At 46.5% G+C, this 23,181-nt stretch carries 21 protein-coding genes; all 21 read left to right on the top strand.

Annotation, left to right across the window (positions count from 1 at the left end; genetic code table 11):
• The 21 genes from cpsB (at position 1) to ACOTZP_RS21005 (ending at position 23,177) form a co-directional block, all read left to right on the top strand.
• Positions 1-1,437, top strand: coding sequence for a mannose-1-phosphate guanyltransferase (gene cpsB / locus ACOTZP_RS20905; protein WP_023300545.1), 1,437 nt, complete (start codon positions 1-3; stop codon positions 1,435-1,437).
• Positions 1,438-1,545: 108 nt separating this feature from the next.
• Complete coding sequence (cpsG, locus tag ACOTZP_RS20910; protein WP_271075201.1) at positions 1,546-2,916, top strand: colanic acid biosynthesis phosphomannomutase CpsG; 1,371 nt, start codon at positions 1,546-1,548, stop codon at positions 2,914-2,916.
• A 128-nt stretch (positions 2,917-3,044) separates the two neighbouring features.
• Positions 3,045-4,439 (top strand): undecaprenyl-phosphate glucose phosphotransferase, encoded by a 1,395-nt coding sequence (gene wcaJ, locus ACOTZP_RS20915; RefSeq protein ID WP_023300544.1) that lies wholly within the window; start codon positions 3,045-3,047, stop codon positions 4,437-4,439.
• A 1-nt stretch (position 4,440) separates the two neighbouring features.
• Entirely contained in the window at positions 4,441-5,919 is a 1,479-nt protein-coding gene (gene wzxC / locus ACOTZP_RS20920) for a colanic acid undecaprenyl disphosphate flippase WzxC (protein WP_022648629.1), read from the top strand.
• A 15-nt stretch (positions 5,920-5,934) separates the two neighbouring features.
• Positions 5,935-7,215, top strand: a complete 1,281-nt coding sequence (wcaK, locus tag ACOTZP_RS20925) for a colanic acid biosynthesis pyruvyl transferase WcaK (RefSeq protein ID WP_154849137.1) — start codon at positions 5,935-5,937, stop codon at positions 7,213-7,215.
• Positions 7,212-8,432, top strand: coding sequence for a colanic acid biosynthesis glycosyltransferase WcaL (wcaL, locus tag ACOTZP_RS20930; protein ID WP_032623954.1), 1,221 nt, complete (start codon positions 7,212-7,214; stop codon positions 8,430-8,432). Before wcaK ends, wcaL begins: the two co-directional genes overlap by 4 nt.
• Before the next feature lie 12 nt (positions 8,433-8,444).
• Positions 8,445-9,836, top strand: coding sequence for a colanic acid biosynthesis protein WcaM (gene wcaM / locus ACOTZP_RS20935; protein ID WP_063148525.1), 1,392 nt, complete (start codon positions 8,445-8,447; stop codon positions 9,834-9,836).
• A 189-nt stretch (positions 9,837-10,025) separates the two neighbouring features.
• A complete protein-coding gene (locus tag ACOTZP_RS20940) occupies positions 10,026-11,021 on the top strand; it encodes an NAD-dependent epimerase/dehydratase family protein (RefSeq protein ID WP_059295509.1) in 996 nt (331 codons plus the stop codon).
• Between the two features lie 215 nt (positions 11,022-11,236).
• On the top strand, positions 11,237-12,133 hold the full coding sequence (galF, locus tag ACOTZP_RS20945) for a GalU regulator GalF (protein ID WP_032669522.1): 897 nt from the start codon (positions 11,237-11,239) through the stop codon (positions 12,131-12,133).
• A 362-nt stretch (positions 12,134-12,495) separates the two neighbouring features.
• A complete protein-coding gene (gene rfbB / locus ACOTZP_RS20950; protein WP_271075203.1) occupies positions 12,496-13,581 on the top strand; it encodes a dTDP-glucose 4,6-dehydratase in 1,086 nt (361 codons plus the stop codon).
• A complete protein-coding gene (gene rfbA / locus ACOTZP_RS20955; RefSeq protein ID WP_271075204.1) occupies positions 13,581-14,444 on the top strand; it encodes a glucose-1-phosphate thymidylyltransferase RfbA in 864 nt (287 codons plus the stop codon). The genes rfbB and rfbA overlap by 1 nt, the downstream gene beginning before the upstream one ends.
• Positions 14,445-14,458: 14 nt before the next feature.
• A complete protein-coding gene (gene rfbC, locus ACOTZP_RS20960) occupies positions 14,459-15,010 on the top strand; it encodes a dTDP-4-dehydrorhamnose 3,5-epimerase (protein WP_271075205.1) in 552 nt (183 codons plus the stop codon).
• A gap of 1 nt (position 15,011) precedes the next feature.
• Positions 15,012-15,842, top strand: coding sequence for an NAD-dependent epimerase/dehydratase family protein (locus tag ACOTZP_RS20965; RefSeq protein ID WP_271075206.1), 831 nt, complete (start codon positions 15,012-15,014; stop codon positions 15,840-15,842).
• On the top strand, positions 15,839-17,335 hold the full coding sequence (locus ACOTZP_RS20970; protein ID WP_271075207.1) for an oligosaccharide flippase family protein: 1,497 nt from the start codon (positions 15,839-15,841) through the stop codon (positions 17,333-17,335). Before ACOTZP_RS20965 ends, ACOTZP_RS20970 begins: the two co-directional genes overlap by 4 nt.
• A 1-nt stretch (position 17,336) precedes the next feature.
• The gene (locus ACOTZP_RS20975; protein ID WP_271075208.1) at positions 17,337-17,846 is read left to right on the top strand and encodes an acyltransferase; all 510 of its coding nucleotides are present in this window, start codon (positions 17,337-17,339) and stop codon (positions 17,844-17,846) included.
• Positions 17,847-17,908: 62 nt separating this feature from the next.
• Positions 17,909-18,433 (top strand): acyltransferase, encoded by a 525-nt coding sequence (locus ACOTZP_RS20980; RefSeq protein ID WP_271075209.1) that lies wholly within the window; start codon positions 17,909-17,911, stop codon positions 18,431-18,433.
• Positions 18,426-19,316: a glycosyltransferase family 2 protein gene (locus ACOTZP_RS20985; protein ID WP_271075210.1), complete on the top strand. Its 891-nt coding sequence runs from the start codon at positions 18,426-18,428 to the stop codon at positions 19,314-19,316. Before ACOTZP_RS20980 ends, ACOTZP_RS20985 begins: the two co-directional genes overlap by 8 nt.
• Positions 19,317-19,501: 185 nt before the next feature.
• A complete protein-coding gene (locus ACOTZP_RS20990) occupies positions 19,502-20,557 on the top strand; it encodes a hypothetical protein (protein ID WP_271075211.1) in 1,056 nt (351 codons plus the stop codon).
• A complete protein-coding gene (locus tag ACOTZP_RS20995) occupies positions 20,541-21,575 on the top strand; it encodes a glycosyltransferase family 4 protein (RefSeq protein ID WP_271075212.1) in 1,035 nt (344 codons plus the stop codon). Before ACOTZP_RS20990 ends, ACOTZP_RS20995 begins: the two co-directional genes overlap by 17 nt.
• 2 nt (positions 21,576-21,577) lie before the next feature.
• Positions 21,578-22,180: a DapH/DapD/GlmU-related protein gene (locus ACOTZP_RS21000; RefSeq protein ID WP_332976672.1), complete on the top strand. Its 603-nt coding sequence runs from the start codon at positions 21,578-21,580 to the stop codon at positions 22,178-22,180.
• Positions 22,164-23,177: a hypothetical protein gene (locus ACOTZP_RS21005; protein WP_332976674.1), complete on the top strand. Its 1,014-nt coding sequence runs from the start codon at positions 22,164-22,166 to the stop codon at positions 23,175-23,177. Before ACOTZP_RS21000 ends, ACOTZP_RS21005 begins: the two co-directional genes overlap by 17 nt.
• Positions 23,178-23,181: the final 4 nt, after the last annotated feature.

A 23,181-nucleotide genomic window follows, 5' to 3' on the forward strand; every position in this document is an offset into this window, starting at 1 on the left:
ATGAGTCAAACCACTTTGTATCCGGTCGTAATGGCGGGTGGATCCGGGAGCCGGTTGTGGCCACTGTCCCGCGTGCTTTATCCAAAACAATTTCTGTGCCTGAAGGGCGACCTTACCATGCTGCAAACGACGGTTAACCGTCTGCACGGCGTGGAGTGTGAAAGCCCGGTGGTGATCTGTAACGAGCAGCACCGCTTTATCGTTGCCGAGCAACTGCGCCAGCTGAATAAACTGACCGAAAATATCATTCTGGAGCCTGCCGGACGCAACACCGCGCCTGCTATTGCTCTTGCGGCGCTGGCGGCAAAACGCAGCAGCCCGGACTGCGACCCGCTGATGCTGGTGCTGGCGGCTGACCACGTTATTCAGCAGGAAGACGCCTTCCGCGACGCGGTTCGCGCGGCGATTCCTTACGCTGAGAACGGCAAGCTGGTGACCTTCGGCATCGTGCCGGATCTTCCGGAAACCGGCTATGGCTACATTCGCCGCGGCAGCGTTACGCCTGGTGAAGGCGACAGCGTGGCCTTTGACGTGGCGCAGTTTGTCGAAAAACCGAATCTGGAAACCGCCCAGGCCTACGTGGCCAGCGGTGAATACTACTGGAACAGCGGTATGTTCCTGTTCCGCGCCGGTCGCTATCTGGAAGAGCTGGAAAAATATCGCCCGGATATCTTAAATGCCTGCGAAAAAGCGATGGCGGTGGTGGATCCGGATCTTGATTTTATCCGCGTGGACGAAGAAGCCTTCCTCGCCTGTCCGGAAGAGTCCATTGACTATGCGGTGATGGAACGTACGGCAGATGCGGTAGTGGTGCCGATGGATGCGGGCTGGAGCGACGTTGGCTCCTGGTCGTCACTGTGGGAGATTAGCGCCCATACCCCGGAGGGTAACGTCCATCACGGGGATGTGATCAGCCACAAAACGGAAAACAGCTACGTCTACGCCGAATCTGGCCTTGTCACCACGGTAGGGGTGAAAGATCTGGTGGTCGTGCAGACCAAAGACGCGGTGCTGATTGCCGACCGTAATGCCGTGCAGGACGTTAAAAAAGTGGTGGAGAAGATCAAGGCCGATGGCCGCCACGAACACCATATTCACCGCGAAGTCTACCGTCCGTGGGGCAAATATGACTCCATCGACGCCGGCGAGCGTTACCAGGTGAAACGCATCACCGTGAAGCCGGGTGAAGGGCTGTCGGTGCAGATGCACCATCACCGCGCCGAACACTGGGTAGTGGTGGCGGGAACCGCCAAAGTGACCATCAACGGTGAAGTGAAGCTGCTCGGTGAAAACGAGTCCATTTATATTCCGCTGGGTGCCACGCACTGCCTGGAAAACCCGGGGAAAATTCCACTCGACTTAATTGAGGTGCGTTCCGGCTCTTATCTGGAAGAGGACGATATCGTGCGCTTCCAGGACCGCTACGGGCGGGTGTAGCGCCGTCTTAACGCCGGATGGCGCTTCGCTTATCCGGCCTACGAATGAATAAAAAACAATTAAGCCTGTTAACGGGCGGGCCAACTGTTGCCTGAAAAAGGGGTCATCATGGAAAAATTAACCTGTTTTAAAGCCTACGATATTCGCGGCAAGCTGGGCGAAGAGCTGAACGAAGACATTGCGTGGCGCATCGGCCGCGCGTACGGCGAATACCTGAAACCACAAACTATCGTGCTGGGTGGCGACGTGCGTCTCACCAGCGAATCCCTGAAGCTGGCGCTGGCGAAAGGGCTACAGGACGCGGGCGTCGACGTGCTGGACATTGGCCTTTCCGGTACCGAAGAGATCTATTTTGCCACCTTCCACCTGGGCGTGGACGGCGGTATCGAAGTGACGGCCAGCCATAACCCGATGGACTACAACGGCATGAAGCTGGTGCGCAAGGGCGCGCGTCCTATCAGCGGCGACACCGGTCTGCGCGACGTGCAACGTCTGGCCGAGGCCAACGACTTCCCGCCGGTGAACGAAGCGAAGCGCGGCAGCTATAAGCAGATCAACCTGCAAAAAGAGTACATCGACCACCTGCTGGGCTACATCAACGTGGCGAACCTCAAACCGCTGAAGCTGGTGATTAACTCCGGCAACGGCGCGGCAGGCCCGGTTGTCGATGCACTTGAAGCCCGCTTTAAGGCGCTGAACGTGCCGGTGACCTTCGTCAAAGTGCACAACACGCCTGACGGAAACTTCCCGAACGGTATTCCTAACCCGCTGCTGCCGGAGTGCCGCGACGACACCCGCAACGCGGTGATTGAGCACGGCGCCGATATGGGTATCGCCTTTGACGGCGATTTCGACCGCTGCTTCCTGTTCGACGAGAAAGGGCAGTTTATCGAAGGCTACTATATCGTTGGCCTGCTGGCGGAAGCGTTCCTCGAGAAAAAACCGGGGGCGAAAATCATTCACGATCCGCGTCTTTCCTGGAACACCGTCGACGTGGTGAAGGCCGCGGGCGGCGAGCCGGTGATGTCTAAAACCGGCCACGCGTTTATCAAAGAGCGTATGCGCGAGGAAGACGCCATCTACGGCGGCGAGATGAGCGCCCACCACTATTTCCGTGATTTTGCCTACTGCGACAGCGGGATGATCCCGTGGCTGCTGGTAACCGAGCTGCTGTGCCTGAAAGGGCAGAGCCTGGGCGAACTGGTACGCGACCGCATGGCGGCGTTCCCGGCGAGCGGCGAGATCAACAGAAAACTGGCACAGCCAGCCGAGGCCATCGCCCGCGTCGAACAGCACTTTGCCATTCATGCGCTGGAGATTGACCGTACCGACGGTATCAGCATGGCGTTCCCGCAGTGGCGCTTCAACCTGCGCTCTTCCAACACTGAGCCGGTGGTGCGCCTGAACGTTGAGTCCCGCGCCGATACCGCGCTGATGGAAGCCCGAACGAAGGACATTCTGGCGCTGTTGAATCAGTAAAAAGAAAACCTTACCCCTCACCCTAACCCTCTCCCCAAAGGGGAGAGGGAACTTGAACACCCTCTCCCCTTTGGGGAGAGGGCCGGGGTGAGGGGCGAGGGGAAAGGTTTAGAACTAAAGGAACAACGATGACAAATCTAAAAAAGCGCGAGCGAGCGAGAACGAATGCATCGTTAATCTCTATGGTGCAGCGTTTTTCTGATATCACCATCATGGTCGGCGGACTGTGGGCGGTGTGTTGGGTCAGCGGGCAGCCGTTCTTATACATGCACTTGCTGATGGCGTTGATTGCGCTGGTGGTGTTTCAGATGATCGGCGGCATGACCGATTTCTATCGTTCATGGCGTGGCGTCAAAATGACCACCGAACTGATGCTGCTGCTCCAGAACTGGACCTTAAGCCTGATTTTCAGCGCAGGCCTGGTGGCGTTCAGCCATGATTTTGATAATCGGCTTGTGACCTATCTCTGCTGGTATCTGTTAACCAGCGTTGGCATGGTGGTTTGCCGCTCGCTGATCCGCTTTGGCGCGGGCTGGCTGCGCAACCGCGGCTATAACCGCCGCTTCGTTGCCGTGGCGGGCGACCTGCCGGTGGGACAGGTGTTGCTTGACAGCTTCCGCAAAGAGCCGTGGTTAGGTTTTGAAGTGGTGGGGGTTTATCACGACGCGAAGCCCGGCGGCGTACCATCTGACTGGGCGGGCAGCTACGAACAGCTGATAGAAGACGCGAAAGCCGGCAAAATTCACAACGTCTACATCGCCATGCAGATGAAAGATGAATCCCGCATCAAGACACTGATGCGCGAGCTGGCCGATACCACCTGCTCGGTGATCCTCATCCCTGACGTGTTTACCTTCAATATTCTCCACTCCCGTATTGAAGAGGTGAACGGGGTACCGGTTGTTCCGTTGTACGACACGCCGCTGTCGGGGATTAACCGCGTGCTGAAGCGCGTGGAAGATATCGTACTTTCGTCCCTGATCCTGCTGCTCATCTCCCCGGTGCTGTGCTGCATTGCGTTGGCGGTGAAGCTCAGCTCTCCGGGGCCGATCATCTTCCGTCAGACCCGCTACGGCATGGACGGTAAGCCGATCATGGTGTGGAAATTCCGCTCCATGAAGGTGATGGAGAACGACAAGGTGGTGACCCAGGCGACGCAGAACGATCCGCGCGTCACCCGCGTGGGTAACTTCCTTCGCCGCACCTCGCTCGATGAGCTGCCGCAGTTCATCAACGTGTTCACCGGCGGGATGTCCATCGTCGGGCCTCGTCCTCACGCCGTGGCCCATAACGAGCAGTACCGTACCCTGATTGAAGGCTACATGCTGCGCCATAAGGTGAAGCCGGGCATCACCGGCTGGGCGCAGATTAACGGCTGGCGCGGCGAGACCGACACGCTGGAAAAAATGGAAAAACGCATCGAGTTCGACCTGGAGTACATCCGCGAGTGGAGCCTCTGGTTCGATATCAAGATTGTTTTTCTGACCATTTTCAAAGGCTTCGTGAACAAAGCGGCGTACTAAGATGAGCTTACGAGAAAAAACCATCAGCGGCGCAAAATGGTCAGCCATGGCCACCATCGTCATCATTGGCCTCGGCCTGGTGCAGATGACGGTGCTGGCGCGCATTATCGATAACCACCAGTTTGGTCTGCTGACCGTCTCGCTGGTGATTATCGCCCTGGCCGATACGCTGTCGGACTTTGGTATCGCCAACTCCATTATCCAGCGCAAAGAGATCAGCCATCTTGAGCTGACCACCCTCTACTGGCTGAACGTCGGGCTGGGTATCTTCGTCTTTGTGCTGGTGTTCCTGCTGAGCGATGTGATTGCCGGCGTGCTGCATAACCCGGACCTGGCGCCGCTAATGCGCACCCTGTCGTTTGCTTTCGTGGTGATCCCGCACGGGCAGCAGTTCCGCGCGCTGATGCAGAAAGAGCTGGAGTTCAATAAGATAGGCATGATTGAAACCAGCGCCGTGCTGGCGGGCTTTACCTTCACCGTTGTCAGCGCCCATTTCTGGCCGCTGGCGATGACCGCCATTCTCGGCTACCTCGTTAACTCTGCCGTGCGCACGCTGCTGTTTGGCTTCTTTGGCCGCAAGATTTATCGCCCGGGACTGCATTTTTCGCTGGCGTCTGTTTCATCCAACCTGCGCTTCGGCGCGTGGCTGACGGCAGACAGCATTATCAACTATGTGAATACTAACCTCTCTACGCTGGTGCTGGCGCGCATTCTGGGTGCGAGCGTCGCGGGCGGCTACAACCTGGCGTATAACGTCGCGGTTGTCCCACCGATGAAGCTCAACCCAATCATTACCCGCGTGCTGTTCCCGGCGTTCGCCAAAATTCAGGACGATACAGAGAAGCTGCGCGTGAACTTTTACAAGTTGCTCTCCGTGGTGGGGATCATCAACTTCCCGGTACTGCTGGGGCTGATGGTGGTCGCCAGCAATTTCGTACCGCTGGTGTTTGGCGAGAAGTGGAACAGCATCATCCCGATCCTGCAACTGCTGTGCGTTGTGGGGCTGCTGCGCTCGGTGGGGAATCCAATTGGTTCTCTGCTGATGGCGAAGGCGCGCGTGGATATCAGCTTCAAGTTCAACGTGTTTAAAACCTTCCTGTTTATTCCGGCAATCATTGTGGGCGGGCACATGGCGGGCGCCATTGGCGTGACGCTCGGCTTCCTGCTGGTGCAGATCGTCAATACCGTGCTGAGCTACTTCGTGATGATCAAACCGGTGCTGGGCTCCAGCTACCGTCAGTACATTCTCAGCCTGTGGCTGCCGTTTTATCTCTCCTTACCGACTCTGGCGGTGAGTTACGGCCTGGGCGTGGTGCTCAACGGGCATCTGCCGCTGGCGGCGCTGCTTGCGGTGCAGGTCGCGGCAGGCGCGCTGGCATTCGGCGTGATGATTGTACTGTCACGCAATGCGCTGGTGGTTGAGATAAAGCGCCAGTTTTGCCGTAACGAAAAAATGAAAACGCTGCTTCGCGCAGGCTAATTTTACGAGGCCATTATGAAATTACTTATTCTTGGCAACCATACCTGCGGCAACCGTGGCGACAGCGCCATCCTGCGCGGTTTATTGGATGCAATTAACACCCTTAAGCCTGAGACAGAAGTGGATGTGATGAGCCGTTATCCGGTCAGCTCATCCTGGTTACTGAACCGCCCGGTGATGGGCGACCCGCTCTACAGCCAGATGAAACAGCACAACAACGCTGCGGGCGTGATGGGGCGCGTGAAGAAAGTGCTACGTCGCCGCTACCAGCATCAGGTGCTGCTTTCTCGCGTAACCGACACCGGCAAGCTGCGCAACATCGCCATCGCGCAGGGCTTTACCGATTTCGTGCGTCTGCTGTCCGGCTATGACGCCATTATTCAGGTGGGCGGCTCGTTCTTCGTCGACCTGTACGGCGTGCCGCAGTTTGAGCATGCGCTCTGCACCTTTATGGCGAAAAAACCGCTGTTTATGATCGGCCACAGCGTCGGGCCGTTCCAGGATCCGCAGTTCAACCAGCTGGCGAACTATGTCTTCGGCCACTGTGACGCGCTGATCCTGCGCGAATCGGTCAGCCTCGACATGATGAAGCGCAGCGAAATCGACACCACCAAAGTGGAGCACGGCGTAGACACCGCCTGGCTGGTAGATCATCAGGATGACAGCTTCCAGGCCAGCTACGCGGTACAGCACTGGCTGGACGTGGCGGCAAAACAGAAAACCGTCGCCATTACCCTGCGTGAACTTGCGCCCTTCGATAAACGCCTCGGCACGACTCAGGCGGCGTACGAGAAAGCCTTTGCCGAGGTGGTGAACCGCGTGCTGGACAGCGGTTACCAGGTGCTGGCGCTTTCCACCTGTACCGGTATCGACAGCTACAACAAAGATGACCGTATGGTGGCGCTCAACTTGCGCAACCTGGTGAACGATCCGTCCCGCTATCACGTGGTGATGGACGAGCTGAACGACCTTGAGATGGGCAAGCTGCTCTCCGCCTGCGACCTGACCGTGGGCACGCGTCTGCACTCGGCCATTATCTCGATGAACTTCGGCACGCCAGCCATCGCCATCAACTACGAACACAAGTCCGCGGGCATTATGCAGCAGCTCGGTATGCCGGAAATGGCCGTCGATATTCGTCATCTGCTGGACGGATCGCTGGGTGCGATGGTGGGCGACACGCTCGGTCAGCTGCCTGCGATCAACGAACGTCTGGCGGTGGCGGTGAAAGCCGAACGCGAAAAAGGTATTGGCATGGTGAAATCCGTCCTCGACCGCATCCGGGAGGGGAAATGAAGGTTGGTTTCTTCTTACTGAAATTTCCGCTGTCGTCTGAAACCTTTGTGCTGAACCAAATCACCGCGTTTATCGATATGGGGTATGACGTGGAGATTATCGCCCTGCAAAAGGGCGATACGCAAAACACCCATGCGGCGTATACCCAGTATGGGCTGGAGGCGAAAACCCGCTGGTTGCAGGACGAACCCGCCGGACGGATGAACAAACTGCGCCATCGCGCCGGACAGACGCTGCGCGGCCTGCATCGCGCCTCGACGTGGCGGGCGCTGAATATGTCGCGCTATGGGGCGGAAGCCCGCAACCTGATCTTATCCGCCATTTGCGGGCAAACGGCCCAGCCGTACCGGGCCGATGTCTTTATCGCTCACTTTGGCCCGGCTGGCGTCACGGCGGCAAAACTGCGTGAGCTGGGGGTGATTGACGGCAAAATCGCCACGATTTTCCACGGTATCGATATCTCCAGCCGTGAAGTGCTGAACCACTACACGCCGGAATATCAGCAGCTGTTTCGCCGTGGCGACATGATGCTGCCGATAAGCGACCTGTGGGCCGGGCGCCTGAAAACCATGGGGTGCCCGAGCGAGAAAATCACCGTTTCACGCATGGGCGTGGACATGGAACGCTTCACCCAGCGACCCGTCAAGGTGCCGGGCAAGCCGCTGCAAATTATCTCTGTTGCCCGCCTGACCGAAAAGAAAGGGCTGCACGTAGCCATCGAAGCCTGTCGCCAGCTGAAGGCGCGTGGAGTGGACTTCCACTACCGCATCCTGGGTATCGGGCCGTGGGAGCGTCGCCTGCGCACGCTGATTGAACAGTATCAGCTGGAAGACGTGGTGGAGATGCCGGGCTTCAAGCCGAGCCACGAAGTGAAAGCCATGCTCGATGAGGCGGATGTGTTCCTGCTGCCTTCCGTAACCGGTGCCGACGGCGATATGGAAGGCATTCCCGTGGCGCTGATGGAGGCGATGGCGGTCGGCATTCCGGTGGTCTCGACGTTACACAGCGGCATCCCGGAGCTGATCACCTCTGAGCATTCCGGCTGGCTGGTCCCTGAAAACAATGCGCTGGCGCTGGCGGACCGTCTGGCCGCGTTCAGCGATATCGATCAGCAGACGCTGATCCCTGTGCTGCAAAATGCGCGGCAAAAAGTTGAAGCAGAATTCAATCAGCAGGTGATTAATCGCCAGTTAGCGAGCCTGCTGCAAACGTTGTAACGCTGAGGTTGTATGCTGAATAAGATTACCCGACGCCGATTTGTCTCTTCTTTATCCGTCCTGGCTGCCATGCCGCTGCTGTCGCCCCGCGCTGTGCGGGCGGCAACCGGGAAGACGGTTTCTGTCGATCGCTACAACAATAAGGACTGGATCGCCGCCTTTAAGCAGGCATTTACCGAGGGCGATACCGTTGTTGTTCCCGCCGGGTTTACCTGTGAAAACATCAATACCGGCATTTTCATTCCTGATGGCAAAACCCTGCTGATCCGCGGTGCGCTGAAGGGCAACGGCCGCGGACGATTTGTACTCCAGGAAGGCTGCAAGGTCATTGGGGAAGGAGAAGGGCGCACGCATAACATCACGCTGGACGTGCGTGGCTCCGACTGTGTCATTAAAGGGCTGGCGATGAGCGGCTTCGGCCCCGTCACCCAGATCTACATCGGCGGTAAAAAGCGGCGAGTGATGCGCAACCTGCTCATCGATAACATTACCGTGACGCAAGCCAACTACGCGATCCTGCGTCAGGGGTTCCACAATCAGGTGGACGGTGCGCGCATTACCAATAGTAAATTCAGCCACTTGCAGGGTGACGCGATTGAGTGGAACGTGGCGATTAACGACCGCAACATCCTGATCTCGGACCACGTGATCGATAACATCAACTGCACCAACGGCAAGATCAACTGGGGCATAGGCATCGGGTTGGCCGGCAGTACGTACGACAATGATTATCCGGAACAGCAGACCGTTAAAAACTTCGTGGTGGCAAATATCACCGGCAGCAACTGTCGGCAGCTGGTGCATGTTGAAAACGGTAAACACTTTGTAATCCGTAATATCAAGGCCAGCAATATTACTCCCGACTTCAGTAAAAAGGCCGGAATTGATAACGCGACGGTAGCTATTTATGGCTGTGATAATTTCGTTATTGATAATGTCGATATGGTCAACAGCGCCGGAATGCTAATTGGCTATGGCGTGATCAAGGGCGATTATCTGTCGATACCGCAGAACTTCAAACTTAACGATATTCGCCTGGATAACCGACAGCTTGCCTATAAGCTGCGCGGGATACAGATTTCCTCCGGCAATGCCACGTCGTTTGTTGCCATCACCAACGTTGAGATGCAGCGGGCAACGCTTGAACTGCATAACAAACCCCAGCACCTTTTCTTACGTAATATCAACGTGATGCAGGAGTCAGCGACGGGACCGGCTCTGAAGATGAACTTCGATTTGCGCAAAGACGTGCGCGGGAAGTTTATGGCTAAAAACGAGACGTTGCTGTCGCTTGCGAACATAAAAGCGGTTAATGAAAAGGGGCAGAGCTCGGTGGATATTGATCGGGTCGATCAACACGTGGTGAATACGGAAAGGTTGAATTTTGCGCTGCCGCACAGGTGACGGTGGAGGCCTTAGGCGTATGCCATTCAATCTGATGTAACCCCTAAAAATTTGTTACTGAATTCAGCGGTTTTAAGGTTTATAATCCCTGAAATTACTTTGCAAGTTTTGTTTAATCAACAGCGCTACCTCAGGGAAAGAAGCGATTGCCAGAGGTTCGCCAAACACACATAACGCATTGAGTGGATTATGAACGATAAGGTTTTGTTTATTGGCGCGTCTGGTTTTGTCGGCACTCGTTTAATCGAGATTTCCAAGACTGATTTTGATGTTACTAACTTCGACAAACAGCAGAGTCATTTTTATCCGGATATTACTGTCTCCGGTGATGTTCGTAATCAGGATCAACTCGATCAGGCGCTTGCTGGTTTTGAAACGGTCGTGCTGCTCGCCGCTGAGCACCGTGATGACGTTAGCCCAACATCACTATACTATGATGTAAACGTACAGGGTACTCGTAACGTATTGTCTGCTATGGAAAAAAATAACGTTCAGAACATTATTTTTACCAGTTCTGTGGCTGTGTATGGCCTTAACAAAGTGAACCCTGACGAATCCCATCCGCACGATCCTTTCAACCATTACGGCAAAAGCAAATGGCAAGCGGAAGAAGTTCTGCGCGAGTGGTTTAATAAGGCTCCAGAGGAAAGATCCCTGACAATTGTCCGGCCTACGGTCATCTTCGGTGAGCGTAACCGTGGAAACGTGTATAACCTGCTTAAGCAAATTGCAGGTGGTAAGTTCGCCATGGTAGGCGCTGGAACCAATTATAAGTCAATGGCTTATGTCGGTAACATTGTTGAATTTATCAAATTTAAGCTGACCAATGTTAAGCCGGGTTATGATGTCTACAACTATGTAGACAAGCCAGACCTTAACATGAATCAGCTAGTTTCAGAAGTTGAGAAGAGTCTCAATAAAAAAATCCCTTCAGTTCATCTTCCTTACCCGCTTGGTATGTTAGGTGGGTATTGTTTTGACATTCTTAGCAAAGTTACCGGGAAGAAATATGCAATAAGCTCTGTGCGCGTTAAGAAATTCTGTGCAACTACACAGTTTGACGCCACCAAGGTACACAGCTCTGGATTTAAAGCGCCTTATACCTTATCTCAAGGTCTGGACCGTACGCTGAAGTATGAGTTCGTTCATGAGAAGAAAGATGACATCACGTTTGTATCTGAATAATGCCTCAAAGGTTGCGATTTGTCGGAAACAGAGGGCTGTGCGATTTTCGCGACAGGGTTTCCGATAATTCTGGGTCACACTTAATGCATACTCATGTTTAGTAATGTGAGTTTTAACGCGAAACGTGATTTGCATAAGGCGTAGTAGACTTCTTGATCGGGCAATTTTCCTGATTAGGTCTATACTTCGTCAACCATTTTAAGGTGGAAGATAAAATGACCAATTTGAAAGCAGTTATACCGGTAGCGGGTCTGGGCATGCACATGTTGCCTGCCACAAAGGCCATTCCTAAAGAGATGCTGCCGATCGTTGACAAGCCGATGATTCAATACATCGTCGACGAGATTGTTGCTGCTGGGATCAAAGAAATCGTTCTGGTGACGCACTCTTCAAAGAACGCCGTCGAGAACCACTTCGACACCTCTTATGAACTCGAGGCGTTGCTTGAGCAGCGCGTTAAGCGTCAGCTTCTGGCTGAAGTTCAGTCTATTTGTCCTCCTGGCGTGACCATCATGAACGTGCGTCAGGCGCAGCCGCTGGGTCTGGGCCATTCTATTTTGTGCGCTCGCCCGGTCGTAGGCGATAACCCGTTTATCGTGGTACTGCCCGATATCATCATTGATACCGCCTCCGCCGATCCGCTGCGTTATAACCTGGCGGCAATGGTCGCACGCTTCAACGAAACGGGCCGCAGCCAGGTGCTGGCGAAACGTATGAAGGGCGATCTCTCTGAGTACTCTGTTATTCAGACTAAAGAGCCACTGGAGACGGAAGGGCAGGTGAGCCGTATCGTTGAGTTTATCGAAAAACCCGATCAGCCGCAGACCTTGGACTCCGACCTGATGGCTGTCGGCCGATATGTGCTGAATGCGGATATCTGGGCTGAACTGGAAAAAACCGAGCCGGGTGCCTGGGACCGTATCCAGCTGACCGATGCGATTGCCGAGCTGGCGAAGAAGCAGTCGGTTGATGCCATGCTGATGACCGGTGACAGCTATGACTGCGGTAAGAAAATGGGGTATATGCAGGCGTTTGTGAACTATGGCCTGCGTAATCTGAAGGAAGGGGCGAAGTTCAGAAGCCGGATTGAGAAGTTGCTGGCTAACGACTGACAGCCCTTCCGTAGCCTGGAAGTCTACATGCGCGGCAGCCATCATTTTGGTATGTAACAACATAACTAAAATGATGGCTGCCGTTTTTTGTTATTTATTCCTGTGATGACAGAAAGTTATATGCTTCAAATCTGGACGGGTTTGTAACGATTTGTGCTTGTTTCTGAGGTCATTTAGGACGACAATTAACGCCAGTTTTTGTCTGTAACCAGACAAGTAGAATCATTCAATCAAACATCGCTCAGTGCACTGGTAGCTGTTAAGCCAGGGGCGGTAGCGTGCTTAATTTCTGAAACCGTTAATAAATGTTCAGGTTTCAGAACGCCAGTATCCAGATATATACACTAGACGGAACAGATAACGTGAAAATTCTTGTGACGGGCGGGGCCGGCTTTATCGGCTCTGCGGTTGTACGACATATTATTAAAAATACCCAGGACGACGTCGTCAATGTGGACAAGCTGACCTATGCCGGCAACCTTGAGTCGATTAATGACGTCAGCGATAGCGACCGATATGCTTTTGAGCATGCGGATATTTGCGATAAAGACGCCATGGATCGCATCTTCGCAAAGCATAAGCCTGATGCGGTGATGCACCTGGCCGCTGAAAGCCATGTCGATCGTTCCATTACCGGCCCGGCAGCGTTTATCGAAACCAATATCGTTGGCACTTATGTTCTTCTCGAAGCCGCCCGTGGTTACTGGTCCACGCTGGATGACCAGGCGAAGAAAGCGTTTCGTTTCCATCACATCTCTACCGACGAAGTGTATGGTGATTTACCGCATCCTGATGAGCAACCGGCATCAACTGAGCTGCCGTTCTTCACTGAGACCACGGCGTATGCGCCCAGCAGCCCGTATTCAGCGTCGAAAGCCTCCAGCGATCATCTCGTGCGTGCCTGGCTGCGTACCTACGGTTTCCCGACCATCGTCACCAACTGTTCAAATAACTATGGCCCGTATCATTTCCCGGAAAAACTGATCCCGCTGGTTATCCTGAATGCGCTGGATGGGAAAGCTCTGCCTATTTACGGCAAGGGCGATCAGATCCGCGACTGGCTCTACGTTGAAGATCATGCGCGTGCACTGCATACCGTTGTAACTCAAGGGAAACCGGGTGAAACGTACAATATTGGCGGTCATAACGAGAGGCAGAACTTGGAGGTGGTGCATACAATTTGCGACCTGCTGGATGAAATTGTGCCAAAAGAAGGTTCTTATCGCGATCAGATCACTTATGTTAAGGATCGGCCTGGGCACGATCGTCGTTATGCAATTGATGCAACAAAAATTGGTAATGCGCTAGGTTGGCATCCTCAAGAAACTTTCGAGAGTGGAATTCGTAAAACAGTTATGTGGTATTTATCTAATGAATCGTGGGTAAATAATGTAAAAAGTGGAGCATATGCTTCATGGCTTTCAAAACAATATGGAGAAAATAACTGATGAAAGGCATTATTCTCGCTGGTGGTTCTGGTTCGCGTCTGCATCCTATTACATTGGGTACGTCTAAGCAATTATTACCTATTTATGACAAACCTATGATTTATTATCCACTGTCGGTGCTGATGCTGGCCGGGATTCGCGACATTTTATTGATCACAACGCCAGAAGATCAGGCAAGCTTCAAACGTATTCTTGGCAATGGCAATCAGTTTGGTATCAATTTACAGTACCAGGTTCAACCCACTCCAGATGGGCTCGCTCAGGCATTTATTTTGGGTGAAGATTTCATCGGTGATGATAGTGTTTGTCTGGTGCTAGGAGACAACATCTTCTTTGGTCAGTCTTTTGGAAAACAACTCAAACACGCAGTCGAACATCTTAATGGTGCGACAGTGTTTGGTTACAAAGTTATGGATCCGGAACGTTTTGGGGTCGTTGAATTCGATGAAGACTTTAATGCAATATCCATAGAAGAGAAACCAAAAACGCCAAAATCAAATTGGGCAGTTACAGGACTTTATTTTTATGATAATCGTGTTGTTGACATTGCTAAGAAAGTACAGCCTTCGGAGCGGGGCGAGCTTGAAATAACTAGTATTAACCAAAAATATCTTGAAATGGGTGAACTAAAAGTTGAGCAGCTAGGTCGTGGTTTCGCATGGCTGGATACCGGTACGCATGACTCGTTACTTGAGGCATCACAGTTTGTGCAAACTGTCGAGAAACGGCAAGGTTTTAAAATTGCATGCCTCGAAGAAATTGCATACAACCAAGGGTGGTTAGATAAAGAAATGGTTAAGTCTATTGGCAAAACTTTATCTAAAACTGGTTACGGTAGCTACTTGTTAAATCTCGTAAAATAAGAGTCTATTTCATCATGAATGTTATTAAAACAAAGTTGGAAGGTGTACTGGTTATTGAACCTCGAGTTTTCGGTGATAAACGTGGGTTCTTTTATGAGACATTTCATGCGAAACGTTACAAAGACGCGGGTATTAAGGAAGAGTTTGTTCAGGATAACCGCTCTCGTTCAACAGGAGGCGTATTACGAGGACTCCATTTCCAGAAAACGAAACCCCAAGGAAAATTGGTAACTGTCACTCAGGGCGAAGTTTTCGACGTCGCGGTTGATCTCCGATTTGGTTCTGCGACATTTGGCCAGTATGAATCTATTGTGTTAACTGGAGAGAATAAAATTCAGTTTTACATTCCCCCGGGGTTTGCTCATGGCTTTTGTGTGTTAAGTGATAGTGCTGATTTTCAATATAAATGCACAGATTTCTACGATCCATCTGATGAAGGCGGATTAATCTGGAGCGATTCAATTGTGAATATTGATTGGCCAATAAAAGATCCAATTCTATCTGAGAAAGACAAAATTCTTCCTTCATTAGAACAAATAACTAAAAAAATTAAGGAGGGATGGTAAAATGGCGCAGTATACAGTAGTTGGTGGACGGGGATTCATTGGTAACGAAATCGTCGAACAGTTAAAAGAACTAAAACACGATGTTTGGGTTCCACAACGAGACGAGCAAACCCTCTTTACAAAAGACTTGGGCACCGTTATTTATTGTGCCGGCAATGGTGATTGTCAAAACACACCATTTAATGTCTTCCGGGCTAACTGCGCACTTCTATCTGATGTTTTGCAGTATTCGAAATTTAATCGCCTGGTATTTATGTCTTCTACTCGTGTTTACATGAATGGCAGTGATACACGAGAAAATGCCGATTTGGTTGTTAGTGAGGATGATGCTCGCCGGCTATTTAATCTGACAAAACTTGTATCAGAAGAGCTATGCCTTAAAAGCGGAAAAGATATTGTCATTGTCAGACCAAGTAATGTCTATGGTGTAGCGTTGAATAGCCCGCTATTCTTACCATCAATTACACGTAATGCAATTAATAATGGTCATATCGACATGTTCATTGATCGACATTATGAAAAAGATTATGTGTCAGTCGAGGATGTTGCAGAAGCTTGCATCAACTTATCACAGAATAAGAATACATCTGGAAATATTTATAATATAGCTGCTGGATATAATATTTCTGCAGAGCAGATTGCTGATGTACTGATTCAAACAACAAATTGTACAGTAACCTGGCACGAGCGTAACTTCCCAAGAGAAGTATTCCCCGTTAACAACATCAGTATTCTTAAATCTGTTATGCCAGACTATAATCCAAGAAACGTTCTTGATGATATCGAAAATATGGTGACTCGTTTCCGAGCTGAGATGGTAAACTACCAATGAGTGGGTTTAATCGACTCATAAAAAATGCCATATCAAATGTAATAAATGGTTTTTCAAATGTAATTTTGGGGATAATTATATCCCCTTTATTGATTAAAATACTATCAATAAATGATTTTGCCATTTGGTCTTTGGCTTTGCAAGTTGGTGCATTTTTTTCATTAATTGGTTTTACTGGACAATTATCTGTTGCACGTTACGTAACATTGGCGAAAGCACAGCAGAATGAACTACAAGTTCGTCGTGTAATAAATTTTGGATTAATCGTATCCTTGCTTGGTGTGCTGGTGTCAGTTACTGTTCTTTGTTTTAGCTATTATAATTTTTATGAGATCTTTAATGCTATAAAGCAGGGTGATTCTCCTTTTGCTCCTGTTGTTTTTTTTATTGTTTCTCTCTCTTTTATTTTAGGATTGATTACCAGTTCATATAATGGTTATTTTACTGGGATTGAGAAAAACGAAATACCAGCATATATAAACTTAACCTCACGCGTAATTCTTGGGGTGGGGATATATTTATCAGCAAGAAACAGTATGCTTACGATGGCATGTGTATTTTTATTGATAAATACTTTTTCCTATATAATAACTTATCTTTTATATAGGAAAGCTAGCACTTTAAGAATTATTGGAAAGACGCAAACTAAAAATTTATTAGATAATGTTAAATTCAGTGAGTTTATTAATTATTGTTTGGGTGTCTTCATTTTTAATCTATCCACATTCTTAATTGTAAACCTAAATAGTGTTTTGATTGGCAAGTTTGCATTCAAAGAATATGCATATTATGCATTGTCGATTACATTAGTAACTGCTGTGGTTGGCTTTTTGAATGCAGCAATTACTCCAGTATTGCAGCCTTTGATTAAAATGGTTCATCGGGACGATAAAAATTCGCTTGATCGTTTTGTGTTTTTGTTATCACAAACACTTTTATATCTTTCTTTCTTTATTCTAATCGCTAATTTCTTTATTGGTAAATATGTAATGGAATTATGGATAGGGTATGATGTGGCGATACTGACATATCCCATTTTTTCATTCCTACTGTTGACTAACTTAACTCGATTGATTGGTTCACCGCTGGGGCTCGTTTACCTGGCAAAGGGCAAACAAAATGAAATTATGTATTTACCATTACTCGAAGGAGTAGTCAGTGTGGTTCTTACATATGTGTTTGTTAGCAAGTTCGGTATATATGCTTCTGCAATATCCTTGGCAATATCAACAGCCCTTATCATGCTTATTTATTCATTCAAACTAATAGGAATCTCTGCTCAGGAAGGAAGTAGGCTTCGCTATAGGTTACTGCTGGCAGGTGGACCAGTAGTTTTGTTTACGGTAATCCTGTCGATTATGAAGGTAAAAATGAACATAACAGATGGAACAGAATATATACTATTTTCCACGTCTATGTTTGTACTTTTAGTGTTGACTGCAATATTTATTTTAAAAAATACAATAAAAATAAAACATATATTAGGGAGGTAATGTGATAAGCAGAATATTAAACGTATATTACAAAATAAAATATTTATACTTAACTGATCGCAGAATTAATATCGAAAAATCAGCATTTATCCATCATGGTGCAACGTTCATCATCCGTGATAATTCGCAAGCTTCAATAGATATAGCGTCCGGCGTTTATATCGGTCGATACGCTAATATTCATACAAATTCAAAAATTGTCATTGGTGAGAACTCGGTACTAAGCGATTATGTTTTTTTAAGCACGTTGGCGCATGGAATGGAGCCTTCCGCAGGTCCAATTCTTTCCCAGAAAGATATTGATAAAGGGGAAATAGTGCTTAAGGATAATGTATTCCTTGGGTTTGGTGCAAAAGTTCTACCTGGGGTAGTCTTGGGTAGTTGGACCATCGTTGGGACAGGCGCTGTTGTGACAAAATCTTTTCCCGATGGTTTTGTTATGATTGGTGGTAATCCGGCACGTATAATTAAACACTACAACAAAAATACCGGAGAATGGGTTGCGCCATGATATTAAAAAAATTCTGTAATAAGATTATGTATTTTATCGATCTTATACGATATCGGATTATCATGGCTAAATTTGGCAAAGGGAGTCGTATTATAAAACCATTACTTATGGTGAATACCTCTCGTGTTGCGATAGGTCGCAATGTTCTTATTCGCAATGGTGCCAGAATTGAGGTTTTGAATAGTGGCAACGGAATTGTCATTGATATCGGTGATAATGTTAATATCGAACAGTATGTGCATATCGTAGCAAAAAACCATATAAAAATTGGAAATAATGTTTCTATCACAGGTTGTTGCTCTATTGTTGATATTATCCATCCATTCGATGAGCAATACGAAATAGAAAAAATTGGTAATCGTATTTCTAATAAAGTATTGCCTGTCTCAATCGGTGATAATAGTTTTATCGGTTTTGGCTCACATATCAACCCTGGCGTTAAAATAGGTAAAAATTGTGTAGTCGGGGCACGGTCGGTTGTTACAAAAGATATACCGGATAATTGCGTAGTGGCCGGTAATCCTGCACGAATTATAAAATCATTGAATTTAAAGAGTAACAGATGGGAAAGTTATAAATATGAATAACCCTAAGATTGGGCTGGTGACTGTTTTATATAATTCACCCGAAGTTTTATCAGATTTTTTTTCCAGCCTTGCTCTCCAAAACTATAATAATTATTTCTTGTATGTTGTTGATAACAGCTCATCGCCAGAATCTATAGAATTAGCAAAAAAATTAAGTGCAGATTTCATCATTCCTACTCATTTTATTGATAATCATGGCGTGAATGTCGGTGTCGCCGCTGGGAATAATCAAGGGGCGAAGGAAGCATATGTTGACGAATGTGACTACATCGTTTTTCTTAATAATGATTTGATATTTGAAGATCCTAATATATTGCAAAGACTAGTTTTTGAAGCTCAGACAAAAAAACTAGATATGGTTGGGCCAACAATTTTAAATTACCCTAAAAAAAAGATATGGTATTGTGGCGGTTATTTCGATGAATATAAAGCATTAGCACCACATAATAATATCGATAAAGAATATAATATATCTGATTATCAAGAAGTTCACCAGCATGCCTATGCGCCTACATGTTTCTTAATGGTATCCCGTCGTCTTTGGGATGCAGTCGGTGAAATGGATGAGAAATATTTTGCTTATTATGATGATACAGACTTCCTTTTTCGTGCTTATAAAGCAGGTTTTATAGTGAACGTTATTTCATCACTTATTATTTATCATAAAGTTGGTGCTAGTACCGGTGGAGACCTTTCTTATTTCGGAATGTATCATTTAACGCGTAATCGTCTTTATTTTATTCGCAAGAATTTGAAGGGATTCAAAAGATATATTGCCTTAAGTTTTGTACTCCTGACTAGAATCTATATTATGTTGATGACCTCTAATACTCAGAAAAAAGCAATTCGCAAAGGTCTCATTGATGGTTTAAAAATGAAATGAAAATCCGATTGAATGTTATCAATTTGTCCCTGATGGCTTCCATGGTAATATTTTTACCTTCGTTACTAATGATACTGGCGCATCAGTCTTCATTCACAATAGGAATAGTAATAAGTTCACTTGTTATTATTTTTTTGCGAGTTCTGGTTAATCAGCAGAAAATTGTATTTAGTAATAAGGATGTAATGCTCGTTCTGCTGTTAGTATCCTTTTTATTTTTTATCGTTATGCATTTTACTCTAGTGAATTTCATATTTGGTGGAGAGTTAGCTCAACCCGACTTCCCAAAGTTCCTCTTGAGTTTCATCTTTATTATTATATCAGCAAGTGCTGCTTATGTTGTTAAAAGCGCAATTGATGATACATCGGAAGTAGATATCCATTCCACGATTTTATTCATATTATATGTTATTATATTCAATGCGATGATTAGCCTTACAAAGATAGATTTTTTCAATACGATGTTGGAAAAACCTACTTTTGTATTCCAGGAACCTTCGCATTTTGCTCTGGTCTGTGCCCCCTTACTCATATATTTTTCGTTTAGTAATATTAGAAGTCCATTACGATTAATTTTGCTATTAATATTTGGGCTTTGGGGTGTATACATTCAGAATTTCACTATGATTCTTGCAGTGGTATTAGCCTATGTGATTTCAGCAAAACATCTTTTACCAGCATTTGTCATTTTTTGCTTGTTCGCGATCCTTGTTTATATTTTTATCGAAAGCGATTTTTTTGTCTATTATAGAGAACGACTTGATTTATCCAGTGATACTAATAATTTATCTGCACTTGTTCTCATGCAGGGATGGGATAATGCGTTTTTGACCTTGCACCAGAGTCCAATCGGTGCAGGTTTTCAACAATATGGTATATCCACTATATACGGGAATATATCTAATAAAATTTTCGAAATGCTTAATATATATATTAATCAGTTCGATGCCGGTGCAACTGCGCCAAAGATTATTGGTGAATTTGGGGTTTTTGGTATTCTCATCGTAATGCTATATCTTGTGGGATGGGTCAGGATTTTTTTAGCAGTGAGGCGAGAACGCTTCAATGTTGATAAAAAGACATTACTTTTTTCAAGTTTTTATTTAGCAAGTTTCCTTGAGTTTTTTATTCGAGGGGCTGGCTATTTTACTCCCGGTATGTTCTTTTTAATTGTTTCGGTTTTATATTTCATACCTAATAAAATTGTGCGAAAAGAGATTTCTTATGAAACTAGTCATTGATGGAATCATTGAAAACCTACAAAATGGCGGAGGTTGTACGGTTTATTTTGATCAGATATTATCATTTTATCAAAAAGATAATCATAAATTAAACTATATAAGATATAATAACAGCCATGAGAATATAACACTAAGCGGTAATAATACTCATGTTACTCATCGCGCTTTACGTATTCAAGAACGCTGGCGTGATGTTAATATTAATGAATTTGATCTAAATACGATATTTCATTCCACCCATTATCGGTTGCCAACAAATAAGAAACAGTCAAAAATAATTACAACGGTCCATGATTTTACCTATGAGCTTTTCCGTAGTGGCCCAGCTCAATGGATGCATACTTGGCAGAAAAATCGAGCGATTAGGAATAGCGATCTCATCCTTTGTGTATCACAAAATACCGCCAATGATTTAATGAGATTTTGTCCTGTATCTGAAAATAAAATTCGTGTTGTCCATAATGGTGCTTCCGAAAAATATTATCCAATAGATAATACTATTAAAACTAACGAAGTATTATTTGTTGGTGCCAGAGGTGGTTATAAAAACTTCTCCATGGCTGTCGATGCTCTCGCGCTTTCTCCTTCATTGGTGTTGAGTATTGTTGGTGGCGGACAGCTAACACGTGACGAAATAGAGCTTCTTGAAAGTAAAATTCCTGGACGCTACCAACAGCTTGGTCGTGTCACTGATGAAGAACTTAATGAAATTTATAACCGTGTGTTCTGCTTACTTTATCCTTCGTTATATGAAGGTTTTGGCATACCTGTAATTGAAGCGATGCGCAGCGGGTGTGTTGTAATCGCTGTTAATGTTTCCTCTATTCCAGAAGTTGCTGGAAATGCAGCTGTTTTACTGGAACAGCCTAACCCAGTCACAATTTCTCAAGCTCTTAACGATTTACAAAATACAGCGCTCTACCATCAATTACGTAATGAAGGCTTTATTCAAGCGAAAAAGTTTTCCTGGGAAAAATGTTATAATGATACCTTGTCTGCTTATAAGGAGCTCTTATAATAATGTCTTTTTTACGTCGGTACGGTATATTAGGTGTTTTACGTTTATTTATAGATAAATTATTAACTTTTCTGATTTGTCGTGATGCTCGCATTATCCGACATCCTTTTGATATCCGCGGTAAAGATAAGATCGCAATAGGCAGCGGTTTTACAACCGGACGTTACTGCCGTCTTGAAGCGCATGGTGAAAAGCAAACACCTGCTTTGATTATTGGTTCTGATTGTCAAATCAATGATTCAGTCCATATTGTTGCTGGGGAATGTGTCAGTCTTGGAGATAATGTATTGATAGCAAGCAGGGTATTTATTACAGACTTAAATCATGGTCAATATGCCGGCAACAATCATTCGCATCCGGATACAATCTGTAGAGAAAGAGAGTTACATACCGATCCAGTATATATTGAATCTAATGTATGGTTGGGAGAAGGGGTTGTGGTTTTACCTGGAGTACGTATTGGTAAGTCTTCAATCATAGGGGCTAATTCGGTAGTTACTAAAAGTATTCCCGAATATTCAATTGCTGTTGGTAACCCTGTTAGAATTATAAAGCAATTTGATTTTGATAAAAACGAATGGGTTAACTATGATGGCAAAAATTAATTCTGTCTTGTTTATCTGTCCCAATTTTTTTGATTATAAAAAATTGATAGAAGAAGAGTTAAGCAAGCATTTCGATAAACTCTATAGCTTCTCTGACAGGCCCGTATGCTCATCTATTTCCAAAGCCCTTTTTAAATATAACTTTCCAATTTATTCTTCTAGACTTTCAGAAAAATACTGTAGGGATATTTATGATTCTATAGCTGATGATTTATCTTCCATATCTGAAGTTATAATAATAAAAGGAACTTGTATTACTCCTTCTTTCTTACAAAAACTCCGAAGTAGTAATTATAACATTAATATAACGACTTACACGTGGGATTCCATATCCAATATTAAAACGTTTATTACACTTTCAAAATTATCTAACCATACTTATACTTTTGATTTGAAAGATAGTCAAAAATATAAAATACCATATCTACCTCTATTTTATAATTCAAGTCATCATGATGAAAAACATATTCACGATATAAAAGCAATATTCGATTATTGCTTCATCGGTAGTTATCATGGTGATCGTGTAAATGTCCTTTCTCGTTTTTTAGGGCCTAAAAAATCAATCAGGCATTATGTTAAAATATACTTCCAAAGTCGATTGCAGTATATTATTTATTACCTCTTAAATCCGGCTTTGCGTTCTTGTCCAAAAGAATGGGTAACTTTTAAACCAATCTCAAGAAAAAAACTAGAAGAAATTACTGCTGTAAGCCATTATACTATTGATATCCATCATCAGAAACAAACGGGTCTGACGATGCGTACATGGGAAACACTCCAAAGTAATAGCAAACTCGTGACAACTAACCCAACAGTGCTAGCACATATTAATAGCCATAATGTTACGGTTATTGATCGAGATACAGGGCTTGAGTGGTCTATCGAGCAATGTGAGAAATATATTAAAAATCTTATTAGTGAAGATGAACGTGTTAAAATTTCAGGATGTTTATCTTTATCTGAATGGGTTGATGTGTTGCTAACAAAGGGTTGATTAT

Origin of the sequence: Enterobacter cloacae complex sp. SYL001 (genome assembly GCF_049237025.1) — a bacterium.
Classification (GTDB): domain Bacteria; phylum Pseudomonadota; class Gammaproteobacteria; order Enterobacterales; family Enterobacteriaceae; genus Enterobacter; species Enterobacter intestinihominis.